The sequence below is a fragment of the Salinisphaera sp. S4-8 genome, assembly GCF_040361235.1.
Classification (GTDB): domain Bacteria; phylum Pseudomonadota; class Gammaproteobacteria; order Nevskiales; family Salinisphaeraceae; genus Salinisphaera.
Genome location: NZ_APNF01000002.1, coordinates 216111 through 233513 on the forward strand (window position 1 = coordinate 216111; position 17403 = coordinate 233513).

General features: G+C 62.2%; 14 protein-coding genes. 7 read left to right on the forward strand and 7 right to left on the reverse strand.

Annotated elements, in window-relative coordinates; all coding sequences use genetic code 11:
• Positions 1-664: 664 nt before the first annotated feature.
• Genes S4A8_RS03640 through minC form a run of 4 tightly spaced genes read right to left on the reverse strand, consistent with a single transcriptional unit; the run spans position 665 to position 4174 of the window.
• Positions 665-2296 carry a GMC family oxidoreductase gene (locus S4A8_RS03640; protein ID WP_353219070.1) on the reverse strand — a complete coding sequence of 544 codons (1632 nt, stop codon included), beginning with the start codon at positions 2294-2296 and terminating at the stop codon, positions 665-667.
• Positions 2297-2335: 39 nt separating this feature from the next.
• Entirely contained in the window at positions 2336-2599 is a 264-nt protein-coding gene (minE, locus tag S4A8_RS03645; protein ID WP_353176802.1) for a cell division topological specificity factor MinE, read from the reverse strand.
• 6 nt (positions 2600-2605) lie between these two features.
• Positions 2606-3412 (reverse strand): septum site-determining protein MinD, encoded by an 807-nt coding sequence (gene minD, locus S4A8_RS03650; RefSeq protein WP_353176800.1) that lies wholly within the window; start codon positions 3410-3412, stop codon positions 2606-2608.
• Between the two features lie 3 nt (positions 3413-3415).
• Complete coding sequence (gene minC, locus S4A8_RS03655; RefSeq protein WP_353219071.1) at positions 3416-4174, reverse strand: septum site-determining protein MinC; 759 nt, start codon at positions 4172-4174, stop codon at positions 3416-3418.
• A gap of 117 nt (positions 4175-4291) precedes the next feature.
• On the opposite strand from minC, the gene S4A8_RS03660 reads away from it, so the two are divergent.
• The 7 genes from S4A8_RS03660 (at position 4292) to S4A8_RS03690 (ending at position 14698) form a co-directional block, all read left to right on the forward strand.
• A complete protein-coding gene (locus tag S4A8_RS03660; RefSeq protein ID WP_353219072.1) occupies positions 4292-5749 on the forward strand; it encodes a circularly permuted type 2 ATP-grasp protein in 1458 nt (485 codons plus the stop codon).
• 2 nt (positions 5750-5751) lie between these two features.
• Positions 5752-6678: an alpha-E domain-containing protein gene (locus S4A8_RS03665; protein WP_353219073.1), complete on the forward strand. Its 927-nt coding sequence runs from the start codon at positions 5752-5754 to the stop codon at positions 6676-6678.
• Between the two features lie 42 nt (positions 6679-6720).
• Positions 6721-7788, forward strand: coding sequence for a zinc-binding metallopeptidase family protein (locus S4A8_RS03670; protein ID WP_353219074.1), 1068 nt, complete (start codon positions 6721-6723; stop codon positions 7786-7788).
• A gap of 40 nt (positions 7789-7828) precedes the next feature.
• A complete protein-coding gene (locus S4A8_RS03675) occupies positions 7829-8710 on the forward strand; it encodes a DMT family transporter (protein ID WP_353219075.1) in 882 nt (293 codons plus the stop codon).
• Positions 8707-9588, forward strand: coding sequence for an alpha/beta fold hydrolase (locus S4A8_RS03680; protein ID WP_353219076.1), 882 nt, complete (start codon positions 8707-8709; stop codon positions 9586-9588). The genes S4A8_RS03675 and S4A8_RS03680 overlap by 4 nt, the downstream gene beginning before the upstream one ends.
• Positions 9589-10087: 499 nt before the next feature.
• On the forward strand, positions 10088-13678 hold the full coding sequence (locus S4A8_RS03685; RefSeq protein ID WP_353219301.1) for an Ig-like domain-containing domain: 3591 nt from the start codon (positions 10088-10090) through the stop codon (positions 13676-13678).
• Positions 13679-13765: 87 nt separating this feature from the next.
• Entirely contained in the window at positions 13766-14698 is a 933-nt protein-coding gene (locus S4A8_RS03690) for an OmpW/AlkL family protein (protein ID WP_353219077.1), read from the forward strand.
• 350 nt (positions 14699-15048) lie between these two features.
• Here the strand turns inward: S4A8_RS03690 and S4A8_RS03695 are convergent, their stop codons facing one another.
• The 3 genes from S4A8_RS03695 to S4A8_RS03705 are packed head-to-tail and all read right to left on the reverse strand — an operon-like array spanning position 15049 to position 17403.
• Positions 15049-15600, reverse strand: a complete 552-nt coding sequence (locus S4A8_RS03695; RefSeq protein ID WP_353219078.1) for a PqiC family protein — start codon at positions 15598-15600, stop codon at positions 15049-15051.
• Entirely contained in the window at positions 15597-16580 is a 984-nt protein-coding gene (locus S4A8_RS03700) for an MlaD family protein (protein WP_353219079.1), read from the reverse strand. Before S4A8_RS03700 ends, S4A8_RS03695 begins: the two co-directional genes overlap by 4 nt.
• Before the next feature lie 25 nt (positions 16581-16605).
• Complete coding sequence (locus S4A8_RS03705) at positions 16606-17403, reverse strand: ABC transporter ATP-binding protein (protein WP_353219080.1); 798 nt, start codon at positions 17401-17403, stop codon at positions 16606-16608.

The following is a 17403-nucleotide window of genomic DNA, read 5'->3' on the forward strand; positions in this document are numbered from 1 at the left end:
GGCTAATAATTAATGCGAAGGTATCTCAACGATGCCCCGGCTGCAAGCCGGTCGTGCCGAACTATCGGCCAGGGGATGCGCGCCTGCAGTCGAGGGCCGCTCGCGGTATGACGGTTAAGGAATCTTTCGCATAATATGTCACGGTCGCGCCGGCGTGCTTTGCACGCGATTGACAGACAAGTGAGCACGTAGCGTGCTCGTTGCACGATAGCGAACACTGACGGCGTTCAAGCGCGCGCAAAGCCGGCGGCCCCGAAAGGGTTCGGCCTCACAGACGCTGCGACTGCGTTGTCGCGCTTGGCCTGCCAGTCAGGCCGACACTGCGCTCGGACGCCTTGTCGCAACGCATTTGACCTTGAAAGTCTTTTCGGGGCGAACGCGAACGGCAAGCGGTTCTGCAGAGATTGCTTAGATGGCGCCGGTCGATAGCGCCGCTATCGAACCTGGGCGCACGGCGCTTACGGCGCTAGCCGCGCGTACCCGGATTGTGTATGCACGTATTTATCGCAAGCTCAGGCAAATACCGGCGCATGAGGTGAACGGCGGTTTTCGGCCACGCGGCGATGAAAGCGCCGCCATGCGCTAGAAACCACCACTGCACCCGCCGGCTGGCTATCGGACAGCGATTATGCGCCCACCTAAATGGCGCATTCGACCAGCCAGGTCAGGTCGCGGCGTGATCCTCGCGGATCATATCGGCGGCTTTTTCGGCGATGGCGGTGGTCGGCGCATTGGTATTGCCGCCGACCAGGGTGGGCATGATCGAGGCATCGACCACGCGCAGCCCCTGCATGCCGTGCACACGCAAGCGATCATCGACGACGGCTTCGTCATCGTGGCCCATCTTGCAGGTGCCGACCGGGTGGTAGATCGTTTCCGCGCGCTCGCGAATGAAGGCTTCGATCGCGGCATCATCCTCGACCGTTTCGCCCGGCTCCAGTTCACGGTCGCGATGCCTGGCCAGTGGTTCGGCACGCATGATACGACGGCCGAGCTTCACTGCCTTGACCAACTGGGCGAGATCGTTCGGGTGATCGAGATAATTCGGGTCGATCAGGGCATCGGCCATGGGATCGGCACTCTTCAGACCGATATACCCGCGTGATTTCGGCCGCAGGTCACACACGCGCAGCGTATAGCCGTGGTGTTTGATCGTGTTCCAGAGATTGTGGCCGTGATCCTGCTCGATGGTGGCAATGAAATGCAGCTGTAGATCGACCCGGGGCAGATCGTCCTCGCTGCGCGCAAAGCCGCCGGATTCGGCGACATTGCTGGTGAGCTGCCCGCGCCCCTTCGCGAAATACTGATACACCGCCTTGGGCGCATCCACGAGCAGAAATTTTGGCCCCAGCCGCAGGCTGAGTTTGGTATTTTCGATATCGATTACGCTGACATCGAGATGATCCTGGAGATTGCGTCCGACACCCTTGAGTTCGTGCACGAGCGGGATACCGTGCGGCTCGATCTCGGATTTCGGCCCGATGCCGGACAGCAACAGCAATTGCGGCGAGTTGATCGCACCGCCACACAGCAGCACCTCCCGCCTGGCGCGCAGCGTATGATCGCCGCCGAACCAGCCTTTCTTGTAGGTCACGCCCACCGCGCGCTTGCCTTCAACCTGAATCTTTTTCGCCCGCGCCCGGGTGATGACGGTGAGGTTCTTGCGATCAGCCACCGGATGCAGGAAGGCATCGGCATTGCTGCAGCGCCGGCCGTTGTTCTGAGCCACGCTATACAGCCCCACCCCTTCTTCGGTGGCACCACCGAAATCATCGTTGCGCGGCAGGCCGCAGGCCTGGGCTGCGTCGATAAAAGCCTGATTGAGCGGATTGACGTGGCGCGGAGCGCTCACGCAATACGTGCCCTCGGCGCCGTGGTATTCGCTGGCACCGGCCTCGAATTTTTCCGAGCGACGAAAATAGCCGAGCATTTCGTCAAAGCCCCAGCCACGGTTGCCCAGTTCGGCCCAGTGGTCGTAATCCCAGGCATTGCCGCGCGTATAGCACTGGGCATTGATGGAACTGGAACCGCCCAGCGTCTTGCCGCGCGGCCAGAACATCTCGCGCGAATTCATGTGCTTCTGCGGCGCTGTGTAATACGCCCAGTTGAACATCTTCGACCACATCAGGCCGATGATGCCGATCGGGATATGAATCAGCGGGTTCCAGTCCGCCGGCCCGGCCTCGAGCATGCACACCGAGACATCGGGATCGGCGCTCAGTCGATTGGCAAGCACACAGCCGGCGGAGCCGCCACCCACGATGATGTAATCAAACGTCTGCTCCTTCGTGGGCATGGCAGCTCCTCCAGCGGTTTCATGTTGTTGTTATCGAGTCTAGTGACGCGCGTCTTCGGGCAGGGTGATGTTGAGTTCCAGCACTTCGAGATCGCCTTCGCGCTCGATCTCCATCTGCACCGCGTCGTCGCCGACCTGCACGTATTTACGCAAAACGGCCAGCAGGTCCTGCTGCAGCTGCGGGAAATACGCCGGGTGATCGCCACCGCCACTGCGCCGGTGCGCGACCACGACCTGCAGGCGCTCCTTGGCCATCTGCGCCGAGGTCTTCTTCTCGCTTCGGAATACGTCGAGCCAACCCATGGTCCGTTACCTCCCCATCAGCCGGTCGAGAAACTTCTTCTTGGCCTGGGTGAAGCGCATCGGGCGATTCTCGCCCAGAAAACGCGCTACCAGATCGAGATAGGCCTGGCCGGCGTCGGCGTTGTCTTCCATGGCCACCGGCATGCCCGAGTTGGAGGCGTTGAGCACCTTCTCGGATTCCGGAATCACGCCAAGAAGCGGAATGCCCAGGATATCGTTGATATCGTCTAGCGAAAGCATTTCGCCCTTGCCCACACGACTGGCCGCATAGCGGGTAACCACCAGATGTTCCTTGACCGGCTCGCCGCCTTCCTGGGCGCGCTTGGTCTTGGACGACAGCATGCCCAGCACACGGTCGGAGTCGCGTACCGAGGAGACTTCCGGATTGGTGACTACCAGTGCTTCGTCGGCGAAGTACATCGCCATGATCGCACCGGTTTCGATACCGGCCGGCGAATCACAGATGATGTATTCGAAGTCTTCGGCGAGCTTGTTGAGCGTGCGTTCCACGCCTTCCTGGTTCAGCGCGTCCTTGTCGCGGGTCTGCGATGCGGCAAGGATATACAGATTGTCATAACGCTTGTCGCGAATCAGCGCCTGCTTGAGGTTGGCCTCGCCGCTGATGACGTTGATGAAATCGAACACCACGCGGCGCTCGCAACCCATGATCAGATCGAGATTACGCAGACCGACATCGAAATCGATGACGACGGTCTTGTGCCCCCGCATGGCAAGCCCGGCCGCAAAGGAAGCGGCGGTGGTGGTCTTGCCGACCCCGCCCTTGCCGGACGTGACGACGATGATCTTTGCCACTCTTTACTCCTGCAATTCGATGCTCAAGTTATCGTTATCCAGGCGAACCGATACGGCCCTGGAACGTACCCCCTCTTCGATCGCGTCGGCAACCTTGTAACAGCCCGCGATCGCGACCAGATCCGGTTCGAAGCGCCGGCAATAGATCCGTGCTTCGGTATCGCCGGTCGCCCCGGCGAGTGCGCGGCCTCGCAGCGCACCGTAGATATGAATATGCCCATCGGCGAGCACCTCGGCCCCCTCGGACACCGAGGTGGCAATCACCAGATCGCCGCCGCGCGCATAGATTTGCTGGCCCGAACGCACCGGCTTGGTGATCAGCCGCGTGGGCGTGCGGGGCGGCTCTTCGCGCCTGACCGGCTCTCCCGCGGGCTTCTCGCTAGCCGGCTGCTGCGCGGTTCGCGGCTGCTCGGCGCCGTTTTCGGCGGTCGCCTTGGCCGCGCCACGCGCTGGCGAGTCCATGGTCGCCAGATCGGCAGCTTCGGCAGCCTCGCGCACCTCGGGCGTGGGGTCGAGCACGCCCACCGGAATCATGCCTGCTGCGCGAATGATATCGCGCAGGCCCATCAGGTCGGGCACCTGCTCGGGCAGGGACAGCAATACCGGCATACGCTCGAAAAAACCGGGCGCACGCGCCATCTGGTCGTCTATCTGCTGTGAAATACGTGTACTGTCAGTCTCGCGGACCTCGAGCACCGTCAGGGTCATCATACGACCCTTGAACACGACGCCGGCACCGGCTGCGGTCGTTGTATCCGCCATGCCCGAATAACTCTCGAAAACAAGCCGGGGAGTCTAGCACGCTGTTTAAGGATTACGGTCTACGTCTTGCATAGAAATCCGCGGCATGCGTGATTCGTCGATGGGAAGCATCTATTCATGAATGACTTGTGGCGGGATTATCAAAGCCCCGGTTTTTTTGACGAGGCCTTCGACGACGCGGGCCGGCCCCGCAGCGCGGCGAATGCGCTGGTGCGCCATCTCGGCGAGTTCGGCCGCAGCGAGCTGGAAACCCGGCGTGCGGCCGCCGATCTGGCAATCAAATCGATGGGCATCACATTCACCGTGTATTCCGATGCGGGCATGATCGATCGGGCCTGGCCGTTCGATATCCTGCCGCGCCCCATTCCCAAGTCGGAATGGGATCGCGTGCGCGAAGGCCTGCAACAACGTGTGACCGCGCTCAATCTGTTCGTGGCCGATCTCTACGGCGATCAGCGCATCGTGGCCGACGGCGTATTCCCGCGCGAGGTGCTTGCGCAATCGGTGAACTTTCGTCCCGAATGCGTAGGCATGCGTCCGCCCGGCGATATCTGGGCGCATATCTGCGGCTCGGATCTGGTGCGCGACGGTGCCGGCGAGTTCTATGTGCTCGAGGACAATCTGCGCGTGCCATCGGGCGTGTCCTACATGGTGGAAAACCGGCTCGTCTCCAAACGCGTATTCCCCGAGCTCTTTGCTCAGCACAACATCCTGCCGGTCGACGATTACGCCAGCGAACTGCTGGATTCGCTCAACGCCCTGTCGCCGCGCAAGGACGTGACCCCGAATGTAGCCGTGCTCACGCCGGGGGTCTTCAATTCGGCGTTTTTCGAGCATGTCTGGCTGGCCGGCCAGATGGGCGCCGAACTGGTTCAGGGCAGCGATCTGTTCGTGGACAGCGACGACTGTGTCTATGCGCGCACGATCTACGGCCCACAGCGCGTGGATGTGATCTACCGGCGCGTGGACGACGCCTTTATCGACCCGGAGGTCTTTCGCGCGGACTCCATGCTTGGCACGGCCGGGCTGATGCGCGCCTGGCGGGCCGGCAATGTCGCCATCGCCAACGCGCCGGGCGCAGGCGTGGCCGACGACAAGGTCGTCTATGCCTTCGTCCCCGAGATCATTCGCTATTATCTGGACCAGGACGCGAAGCTGCCGAACGTGCCCTCGTGGCTGTGCATGAACGACACCCACCGCGCGCACGTGTTGCAGAATCTGGATTCGCTGGTGGTCAAGCCGGCCAATGAATCCGGCGGCTACGGCATGCTCATCGGCCCGCGCTCGACGGCCGCCGAACGCAAGCAGTTCGCCGAACTCATCCAGCGCAACCCGCGCAACTATATCGCCCAGCCCACCCTGGCCCTGTCGACCGCGCCCACACTCATCGACGGCAGCGCAAGGCCGCGGCATGTGGACCTGCGACCGTTCATCGTATCGCGCCCGGCCGACGATGCCTTCGTGACCATGGGCGGGCTCACGCGGGTGGCGCTGCGCGAAGGCTCGTTGGTGGTCAACAGCTCCCAGGGCGGCGGTAGCAAGGATACGTGGATCGTTGCGGACGAGGAGTTCTGACCATGCTTTCCAGACTCGCACAGAATCTGTTCTGGGCCGGGCGTTATATCGAGCGTGCCGAGTCCACCGCACGCCTGATCAACGCGACCAGCCTGCTGTTGATGGACATGCCGCGTGCGGCCACCTTCGATTGGCGTGCGCTGGTCGAGATCGTGGGTGCCGACGATCTGTTCGCCCAGCGTTATCCCGACGATAGCGAAGCCAGCGTCATGCGTTTTCTGGTGGCCGACCGGCTGCACCCCAGCTCGATCGCCAGTTGTCTGGCCGTGGCCCGCGAAAACCTGCGCAGCGCCCGCGACCTGGTGCCACGCGAAGTCTGGGAGGACATCAACGGGCTGCATCTGTTCATCGCCGACGAAGGTCCGCATGTGGAAAGCCGGCTTGCGCGTTCGCGGGTCATGGAACAGGTGGTTCGCAATGCCCGGCACATGGCCGGGATGATCGATTCCGGCATGAGCCGCGATGCCGCCTACGACATGTTCATGCTCGGCCTGCAACTCGAGCGGGCTGATATGACCACGCGCATCATCGATGTGCGCAGCGCCGATCTACTGGTCGACGAACAAAGCGATCTGCGCCCCTACCAGACAGTGCAATGGATCAGCGTGCTGAAATCGTTGAGCGCCTTTCAGATGTATCGTCGCCATGTGCGGGTGCGCGTAACCGGGCCCGGCGTAGTGCGCTTTCTGCTCACCGACAGTGCGTTTCCGCGCTCGGTGCGCTTCTGCCTCAACGGCGCAGCCGAACGGCTGACGCGGCTACCCACCGCTGCAGGCTGTGTCGCCACGGTCGATAGTACCCTGGAGGTACTCGACGATGCCGACCTGGGAACGCTGGCCGGCTACCGTCTGAGCGAGTTTCTCGATCGCATGCAGATCGAGCTCAACACCATCAACGACACGATCCATCAGCGTTATTTCCAACAATGACAGCGAGCGACGCTCCGACCCGACGAGGCGGCATGCCACGCCATGCGTGATTTCTATTGCCAATGCGGCAACACCCTCTTCTTTCGCAATACGCAGTGTCTGGTATGCAATCGAACCGTGGGGCTCGCACCCGAAGCCATGATCATGACCGCGCTCGAGCCGCTGGACGATGGCCGCTGGCAGGTACCGGCCTCGGGCAGCGTAAGCGGGCGTATCTATCGGCTGTGCGAAAACTATACCCAGCACAACGTCTGTAACTGGCTGGTGCCGGATGAATCGCCGCACCATTTTTGCCCATCATGCCGACTCACACGCACCATTCCGGATCTCGACGTGCCCCGTCATGTCGCACTGTGGTCGCGCCTGGAAAACGCCAAACGACATCTGATCTACAACCTGCGCCAGCTCGGCCTGCCGATCATCGGGCGTGACGAGGACCCGGACTTCGGCCTGTGCTTCGACTTCATGGCGGATGCCGACGCCGAAACCGAATTCACCGAACCGCTGGCAGGCCAGGCCCAGGTCACCACCGGCCATGCCAACGGCGCAATCACCATCAACATCGCCGAAGCCGACGATGTGGCCCGGGCGCGCATGCGCGAGCAGATGGGCGAGCACTATCGCACCCTGATCGGCCATTTTCGCCACGAAATCGGTCATTACTATTGGGCACGCCTGATCGAGGGCAGCGACTGGATCGACGAATATCGCGACCTGTTCGGCGACGAGCGCGCCGACTATAGCCAGGCGCTACAGCAGCACTATGCCAATGGCGCGCCCGCCGACTGGCAGGAACACTTCGTAACCCCCTATGCTTCCTCGCACCCTTGGGAAGACTGGGCCGAATCGTGGGCACACTATCTGCATATTCGCGACACCCTCGACACCGCCGTCGAATACCAGCTGGTGGCCACGCCCCCGTGGCAGAAACAGGCACACGATTTCGACGCCATCATGCATCGCTGGACCCATCTGGCGATCGGTATGAACGCGGTCAATCGCAGCATGGGGCTGGCCGATGCCTATCCGTTCGTGCTCAATGCCAGTGCACGGCGCAAGATCGAATTCATCCATCGCGTGATCGCGCCCTACGAAAACGCCGCGCGTTGACCCGACCCGCCGCGCCTGCGCTGCACGCCGGGCGCACGGCTTGAGTTCGCGACTGCGCGGCATCGGGCTCACCGGACTGGGCGTGCTGGTACTCAGCCCGGATTCGATATTGGTCCGCCTGCTGGATACCGATATCGCCACGACCTTGTTCTATCGCGGCCTTGCCCTGGCCGCAGGCCTGAGCTGCTATCTGCTCTGGCGCGAACGCGGCGATACCACGCCGATGATCGATGCGGTGCGCAGCCCGCTGGGCTGGGGTCTGGGCCTGCTGTTCGCGCTGAGCAACATGTTGTTCGTGTTCACGATCGAACATACCACGATAGCCGATACCCTCGGCTGCCTGGCCACGGCCTCGATCTTCGCTGCGCTATTCAGCGTGATCTTTCTGGGCGAACGCGCGCCGTTGCGGACCTGGGTCACGGCTGCGGTCATCGCCGGCGGGTTGTTATTGATCGCCTTCGGCGGCGCCGGCAGCGGCATCGGGCGCGCGGCCGGTATTGCCACCGCCATGGTCTTCGGCGCCACCTTTGTGGTGATGCGTGCCACCGGGCAAGGCGACACCCTGCCCGGGCTGGCCTTCGGCGGGCTGATCATCGCGGTGGTCACGTTATTCTTTGCCCGGCCGTTATCGCTTTCGAGCACCGGCACGCTCGCACTGGCCGGCCTGGCCGTCGTGCTGCCGCTGGCCTTTGCATTGATCGGGCGCGGCCCGCGCTATCTGCCCGCCCCCGAGGTCAGCCTGCTCATGCTGTTGGAAACCGTCTTCGGCACCCTCTGGGCCACACTGTTTCTCAACGAAACCCCGACATCCAGCACGCTCGCCGCGATTGCGATCATCCTCGGTGCGCTCGCGCTCTTTTACTGGCGCCAGGCGATTGTTCACACCCGTGCGCCCCATTCCGCTCCAGAGACCAGCTCATGATTTCAGACAGTTGTATTCGTCGCGTCGCCATCGGCGAGCTCGACTATGCGGTTCGCGAAGCCGGCGACCCGAATGGCCTGCCGGTGTTTCTTCTGCACGGACTGATGGACACCGGCGCGAGTTTTGCGCCGCTGGTCGAAGCCCTCGAGGCCATCGCCCCGGGACACTATCGCTATATCGCCCCCGACTGGCGCGGCCACGGCGCAAGCCAGGCCACCCACGACAGCTACTGGTTTGCCTGCTATCTGCTCGACCTCGAGCGGCTGATCGACAGCCTGGTGGACAGCGATACACCTGTCATACTCGTCGCCCACAGCATGGGCGGTCAGGTAGCCAGCCTGTATGCCGGTACGCGTAACCAGCGTGTGTCGCATCTGGTCACGCTCGACAGTCTGAACGTACCCGACAGCGACACTGCCAACGTGCCCGATCGCTACCGGCGCTGGCTTGATGCACACGCGACACCGCCGGCCGACAAGGTCTATGACGATCTGGACACCGCAATCGCGCGTATCGCCAAACGCTATCCGGAGTTGGACAGGGCGACCGTCGAACGTCTGGCCGACCAATGGACCGAAGCCGAGGACGCCCAAGGCCGGCGGCGCATGCGGGTCGACCCCTGGCACCGCGTGCCACTGCCCTACGCCTTTCGTGCCGCCGAAGCGAAAGCGCTCTGGCGGGAAGTCCGCGCGCCCGTGCTATGCATCGACGGCGGCGATTCGCCGGCCAAGTACTTCTGCGGCGAAGCCGAGATGGCCGAGCGGCGCGCCTGTTTCGCCGACTGTCGTCATGTCGTGGTCGAAGGCTGCGGCCATATGTTGCACCTGCAAAAACCGCAAGCTATCGCAGGTCATATCCAAGCGTTTCTTGGCGCCTGAATCAGCTCATACCAGGCGGCTGGACCCGGCCCATGGCGACGCCGCCAGCAGTCACACACGGACACCATACCCAATAAAAAGCCCGGCCAGTGCTGGTCGAAACCATATTCAAACAATCGCTTAGCAATATTTCCTCGACCCAGCATAAACACCTGCCGGGAAACCACTATTACCCGCGAAATTTTGCGCGTTTTTGCGCACAGAACCGGATTTGGCCTGCGAGCCACCCGGTCGGCCGACGAACGGTGACAGAGCCGTCACACCAATCCAATACTATCGGCAATGCGCTCTAAACCTTGAAAACACGCGCGATTTGGCATCGGGGAATGGCGCCAAAACAACATGCTGCAATGCGGCAAAAAACGAGCCTATTCAATATTTTTCCGGCGTGTATGGCACGCCGTTCGAATCTCGTTTATCGTCGTCGACGGGGTATTCTAAAAAGAACGCGTGTCGCAATGGCGCGTGTACACAGCTAGGGAGACAAGCCGTGCTATCGATGCATTCCCGTCGGACGCGTTGTGCCGATCCTGCCCAGGATCCAGAGGCCACAACGCTCACCCGGGCCCGCGACGCGCGTTATTCGCGCCCGGCCCGCCTCGCGCTCGCCGCGCTCTTGGTTGCTGCAGTCACCGTGCTGCCCGCCTGTTCCAGCGGCGGAGGCGGCGACAACGGGGAATCCAACCCACGTGGCGAAGTCACCGCCAGCGGGTTGAACTTCACCTATCCGTTCAACGGCCAGCAGGACGTCGTACTCACCAGCCTGATGGTGGTCAATTTCGATGGTCCGGTCTCCGGCGACGCCGACGGCGCGCTTGAGCTGCGTATCAATGGTCAGACTGCCGAACCGGCGTTGACCGTCGTCAAAGACGAAGATCAGCCCAATATCCTGCGCCTGAACCCCGCCCGCGATCTGCGGCCGGACCAGACGTATTCCGTGGTCGCCACCCGCGAGATTTCCGGCGGCAGCAAGAGCTTCGCCGCAGGCGACACGCTGTTCAGCTTCACCACACGGCCGGCCGAAGGCCGTCCGGCGGACAGCGAAAATCTCGAAGTCGTAAGCACGACCCCGGGCGAAATCAACCCGGTGACCAAACGCACCAGCATCGTCACCGAGTTCAGCACCTTCCGCGTCATTCTCAACGAGCCGGTCGACCCGGCCACGGTGAATGCGGATACCTTTACCCTGACCGGCGACGACGGCCCGGTCGAGGGTCGTATTACCGCGCTCGGCCGCTACCTGGTGTTCGACCCGGTCAACGACCTGCCTGCCGGCGATTACACGATTCGCCTGGCGGATTCGATTACCTCGCAGTTCGGCAAGACCCTGTCAAGCGCCTATACCGCCACACGCAGCGTCGTCGACCCGGGCGAGCTGATCAAGGCAAATCTGGTGCTTACGCCGACCGCCGACGACGTGTCCCAGCTGCCCGACAACGAGCTCACCGGGCTGGCCATCAACAACATCAATATCCAGTCGCAGCTGATCGCTTCCAACGACCAGCCTGCCAGCCCCTCGCCGCAGCGCGGCACGGTGCAGACCGAGCTGCCGAAATCCGGTGCGCAGGGCTTTGGCGATGTCATTCCCGCTACCATCCGGGCAGGCCAGAAGATTCAGCTGACCGGCCTGAACCTCGTGCTCAATGGCGACGTCCAGACCTCGATCAACCCGAGTGGCCCGATCGACGTCAACTTCATTAACGATGTCGACGTCAGCCTGATGTCGAACGACTACCGCAATATCGAAACGCCCACGGCCGTGCGCCTGCGTTTCGATCTGGGTATCGGCACGCTCATCACTGCCGCGGCCGGCAGCCAGTCGGCGATTGTCCAGTCGCTGGCCAACGGCGTATTCAACCAGAGCGCGCTCAACATTCAGCTCGCCGGCCTGGCCACGCCCATGGAAAACGGCGATCTCAAGATCGCGACCGTCGGCACGTTCCCGATCAACGTCAACCGCACCGACAACGCAACCGTCGATGTGGCCCTCACCCTGTTGCTGCCTAACGAGGCATTCGAGGATCAGGACGAACTGCTCGCCGATACCATCAGCCCGACCGTAACGGCCCAGTCGCCCAGCGCCTGTCTGTATGCATTCGGTTCGCCGCTCTACAACGCCTTCTATACCGGCGCGCCGCCGACGGCCTTCCCGGAGTCGTTCTGCACGAACTTCCGCAGGGGTGGCAACGGCCAACCCCTGCCGCCAACGCAAGGCGGGGGGCTGGGTGTCTCGGTCAACAGCTTCCCGATCGAGTCCAGCCCGGCGATCACATTCAGCGAGCCGCTGAATCCGGAAACCGTGAACGCCGACAGCATTCAGTTCACGGCCAATGGCACCACGGTGCCGGCAACTTACCGTGTTGAAGGCTTTAGCGTCGTCATTGATCCGGTCAACCTGCTTGAACCGAGCACCCAGTACCAGATCACGCTCAACAGCCCCAACGCGATTGAAGACCTCGCCGGCAATGCGGTGAGTTTCGAAAACACGCTCGGCCCGGGCCGCACCATCACGTTCACCACCGAACCCCAGGTCAACACCAGCCTGACGCCGCCGCTGCTCGGCACCCTATCGCCGGGCATTCCCTGTGCGCTCGAGGGCGGTAACTTCCAGACCGAAGCCAACGGTGACACCGCCGGCCATTGCGTCGGCGACAACCCCGGCGACGATTCCGAATCCACCAACTTCCCGGTATTCGAAAACCCGGCCAATGTCGCGATCGACGGCTTCTTCTCGACCTTCGTGAGAACCGACTCGATCGTTCTGGCGGATGGTTGTCTTATCAACGGTAACGGGTCGGCGAACAATGTCGGCAACGCGACGATCGCCATCCAGGAAATGGATGGCACCCAGTGTGTCGGCGTCGTTCCCGGCGAACTCGCGTTCGGTAACAGCGCCGGCACGAGCAATGATCTGGGTACTGCGGGTGAAGGTATCTATACGCGCTCGTTCTCGTTCCGTCCGAGTTCGCCCTTCGAACAGGGCAAACGCTACTGGACGGTCATCTGCGGCACGGATGGCGGCGCCTGCACCAGCCAGATCACCGGTGTCGACGGCAGTGCGTTGAATACCGATCCGCTCAACGGAACCGGCTCCACGGCACAATCGGCCGCGGCGAACCCCGCTGGTGGACCGACCATCGTGATGCCCTTCGATGCGGTGGCACCTACGCAGAGCTACTACGCCAATCAGTTCACCCTGCCCGAGGCAGATACCAACGGTAACGGCCAGTTCGACGAGAACGACACAGGTCCGTCCGAAATCGCACAGGCGGGCAACCGCGCTATCGTCGATTTGAGTACGGGCGGAAACAGCCTGGGTCAGTATCAGACCTATCTGTCGCTAACCCGCCCGATCATCATCGGCGAGTCGGTGGACAGCTGTACCGACGATCTGGGCAACTTCTCCGACGAGACGCTATCGGTCGAAACGGATGCCTGTATCAAGGTCGCGTTGTTGCCGGGCGGTGTGAACTCGCTGACAAGTATCAACCTGGGCGCCGAAGTCGTCAGCAACCTGCTGAGTGGTCTCGGCGAACCGACCAGCCCGGTAGCCGATATCCCCATTCTCGGCCCGATCCTGGGCGGGCTTGGCGCCACGTTGGGCGAAGTCACCGGCGCGCTGCTTGATCAGGAAAACGGCCTGCTGCCGAACCTGCTAGACGGGTTGGGCCTGGGGGATGTGGACCAGCCGCTGCAAACCGGCCGTATTCTGCTGCGCTTCCCGAATGACGCGGATGCCGAAGATGGCGTGGCCCAGTCCGGCTATATCGTCGAGAAATGCTCCGGCACGCTCGCGGGTCGCCCGTATGACTACGAGCCCTGCTTCGTGGCTAATCTCGACCTGATCGCCAACGCGCCGGATGCACAGGTGCTGTCTGTCGACCAGCAATCGTTCACTACCGGCATCGTCGGTCCGGTCACGTTCGAGCAGAACGGCCGCCTGGTGATTTCGCTGAAGAACCTGGACGACATCACGCTGAATGCCACCGCGGTGATCCTGCCTGCACAGGCGACAATCGCGCAGGGCAACCTCAACTTCCAGCTGGTTGGCTCGCCCACCCACGGTGGCCGGGAGTTCCCGGACCGCTAGTTTCTAGCGCTCGATAACGGGTCCCGGCTGCGGGGAGCGGCCGGGGCCACGACTCTCTAAAAGACAATGGTAACAAGGAGAAGGGAGATGATTCAGGACAACATGTCCGTACGTCGTGCGCTGGGGAAGCGAGCGGCCGTAGCGATTCTGGGCTGCGCCAGCCTGCTTGCCGCGGGCAGCGCCCTCGCTCAAGGCCAGATGCGCGGCGACGATTCGTCCGATACCGTCGAGGACAAGGGCAGCCTGCTGCACCAGGTCTTTGAATATACGAAGAACAACAGCTATTTCCGTGTCGGCGTACTGCACTTCCAGTACTACGGCACCAGCTCGCGACTCAAGGTGGAGAACGCCCAGGGCCTGGCAGCCCAGGGCTTCGGTTCCGGCGAAAGCCGTCTGGATCACACAGGCTCCTCCACGGGCAACCTCACCACGCTCGGTGGCACGTTCGGGATGTACATTCCGAAGACGGGCAAGCATCTGGCCATGGAAGTCACGCTCGCGCCGCCGCTCAAGCTCGACTTCGAAGTCAGCAAGAATGCGATCGACGAATCGCTCGCGCCCGAAACCAATGGCGGCCTGCAAACGGGGATTCCGCCGCTGGGTCAGTCCATCGGTACCCTCAAGGCGCTGCCACCCAACCTGACCATCGTCTACCGCCCGTGGGTGGACACGATGTTCCAGCCCTATATCGGTGCTGGCGCGATGTATCTCTACACCTATGACACCGACGTGAACAACGAAGTGCTCAACGCCTATGGCAACGAGCCGACGTTGAACCTGACCAAGCCGGTAGCGTGCGTCGGCCAGCTCGGCATGGACATGAAGCTGACCGAGAAGATGTTCCTGACGGCCGATGTGAAATACGTCGGTTGTGCCGAGGTGGAAGCCAAGGTGAACAATATCGTAGTCAATTCGCCCAACCTCAGCCCGACAGTCGGGCCGATCAACGTGGGCACCGTGAGTTCGACCAATGACTTCAAGGCCGTGCTCTACCAGCTGTCGTTCGGCATGCATTTCTAGGAAATCCTACGCCCGGCTTTGTATCCGGGTAGCAAAAAAGGCCGCCCCGAGGGGCGGCCTTTTTTTATGGGCATCATTCAGCGCCGTCGACGGTGACGGCGACGCGCCCTGCCGATCCAGCGTGACTACCGGCTTAGCGGCTTCGGGTCTGACTGTTGCCCAGCATGCCCGGCTAAAACCGACTGAAAGCAAACGCTCGCCATATCGAACATTGCGAACACGGTCCGTGCCCGTACGTCCACGCGATCAACGCCGCCTCATTCGCATCGCGGCCAGTTTCGGCGAATGCCCTTGATGTCGATGCCGTACCCCGACTGGACGCAGAACCGGGCCTTGATCGGCTGAAACGATTACCCCGCCTTGGCGACGATCTCGAAAGCCAGTTCGCGCACGGCATCCGACATGGCTTCGCCAATCGCAGCCGCGTCGCGCGGTCGCGCCGGCAAGGCCTGCTGGATAACGGTATTGTCGCGCGCGATCACGGTTTCGGTTTTCGAGTCGGTGACCTTCCAGCGCGCGGCGAGTACCACCTGCCCCGAAGGTTGGGGCTCGAAGGCGTCGACCACCACATCCACCTCGTAATCGCGGTCGCGCTCGGCGACCAGTTTTTCGTCGATGGTCTGTTGTAACAGGCGGGTCATCGCCACCGGCAGGCGCTCGGCCCATTTTGCGTTGGGCATGCGGGTGAGCACGTATTCGTCGGTGCGCAGCTGGATATCGTAGTTGTCCAGATACTCCGGCACGCGCACACGCCGCACCTGCCAATCGCTCGCCTGCGTCTCGGCACGCGCGCTTTGCGGCGGCGAAAGCAGGACCTGCTGCAAGGGTGCGACCGTACTACAGGCCGCACTCGCGGCCACGAACAGCGCGGCGATACCGCCACGTAGAAATGTTTTCATCATCGCTGACCTCCACCGAAGAGCAAGGCGTTGGGATCGCGTTCAAGCGTCTCGGCAAACCGGCGCATGGACGATGCGCCGGCCGCCAGATCCCGGATCGCGCTCTGCATATCCTGGCGCGTACCCGAATTCGGGTCGGTCAGGTCTTCGAGATTTTCCGATAGCTGTTGCAGATTCGCACTGGTCGCCTCGGCGTTGTCCAGCAGCCGGGACAGCTGCTCGTCGCGCGATTCGATCTGCGTATTCACATTGTCGGTCAATGCCCGCACGCTCTCGAGCGTCTTTTCGAACTGGCGACTGTTCATATAGACCGCGTCGCGTGCGGCCGCAATCGCTTCGCGTGTGGTATCCGTGGTCTTTTCCAGATTCGGCCCCATACGATTGAGCAACTGATCCATATCGTTGGCCAGCGTGACCACCGACTCCATGGTTTCATTCACGGTTTGCAGCGTTTCCCTCCACGGCAGGCCGGTAACCGTATCCTTGAGCTGCTCGATCTCCGAAGGCACGGCCGGAATTTCGGGCAACTCGACATCGGCGCGATCGACCGCGAACTTCGGCTTGCTGTCGGGCTGAAAATCCAGATTGACCGCCAGCTGCGAGGTGACGTAGCTCCAAACGACCAGCTGGGCACGCAGGCCACGCGCGACCAGTTCTTCGGTACTGAGCTGGGCACTGGGCGGCGCGCCATTCATCATGACCGTATTGTTGCCGGCCATTTCGATGGTCACGCCGATACGGGACTTGCCGGCTTTCGGGTCCAGACGCAGTTGCACATTCTTGACCGTGCCCACCTGCACGCCGCGAAACAGCACCTTGGAACCATTGGTCAGCCCGAGGACCGACTGGTCGAAGAAGATGATTGCCTGGCGGCTGTTGGAAAAGATCCGGTTGCCGCCCAGCGCGAGAATACCGACCACGGTCAGTACGATCGCGCCGAGCATGAACAGCCCGATCACCGTATAGCTGCGGTTGCTTGCCATTAGAGAACCTCGGGTCGAGATGACGTCACGACGGGCCGTCTTCGGCCGCGATCGGCTGCCGGTTGAGAAAGGCGCGCACCCGTGCATGCTCGGCCCGTTCGGCGAGCACGCGCGGATCGCCATGCGCGATCGCACGCCGGCTTTCGTTGTCGAGATAGATACTGTCGTCGGCGATGGTAAAGATGCTCGGCAACTCGTGGGTGACCGCGACCACGCTCAGTTGCAGCGCATCACGCAGACTCATGATCAGCGCATCCAGGCGCTGTGAGGTGATCGGGTCCAGCCCGGCGCTGGGTTCGTCGAGAAACAGATAATCCGGGTCCAACGCGATCGCACGCGCCAGTCCGGCTCTTTTCTGCATACCACCCGACAGCTCGCTGGGCATGCGTGACTCCTGACCGGCCAGCCCCACCAGCGCGAGCTTGAATGCCACCTGGTCGCGGATTTCCGCCGCGCTCAGCCGGGTATGCAGCTGCAACGGCAGACCCACGTTCTCGCCCACGCTCATGGAACTCCACAACGCAGTACTCTGAAAGAGCACGCCAATGCGCCGCTGCAGGGCCTGGCGCTGGGCGCTGTCGTCACTCCACAGCCGCTGGCCGTCGAAGACCACATCGCCCTGCTCGGCCTGTTCCAGATCGATCATGTGGCGTAGCAACGTGCTCTTGCCACAGCCGGAGACACCCATGATCACGAAGATACTGGCCGGGCGCACCTGAAACGACAGATCCTGCTGAACTACCGTATCACCATAGGCCAAGGTGAGATCACGCACGGCGATGCCGGTATCCGGCAGCGGCTGCGAGGCATCGAGCTCGGCCAT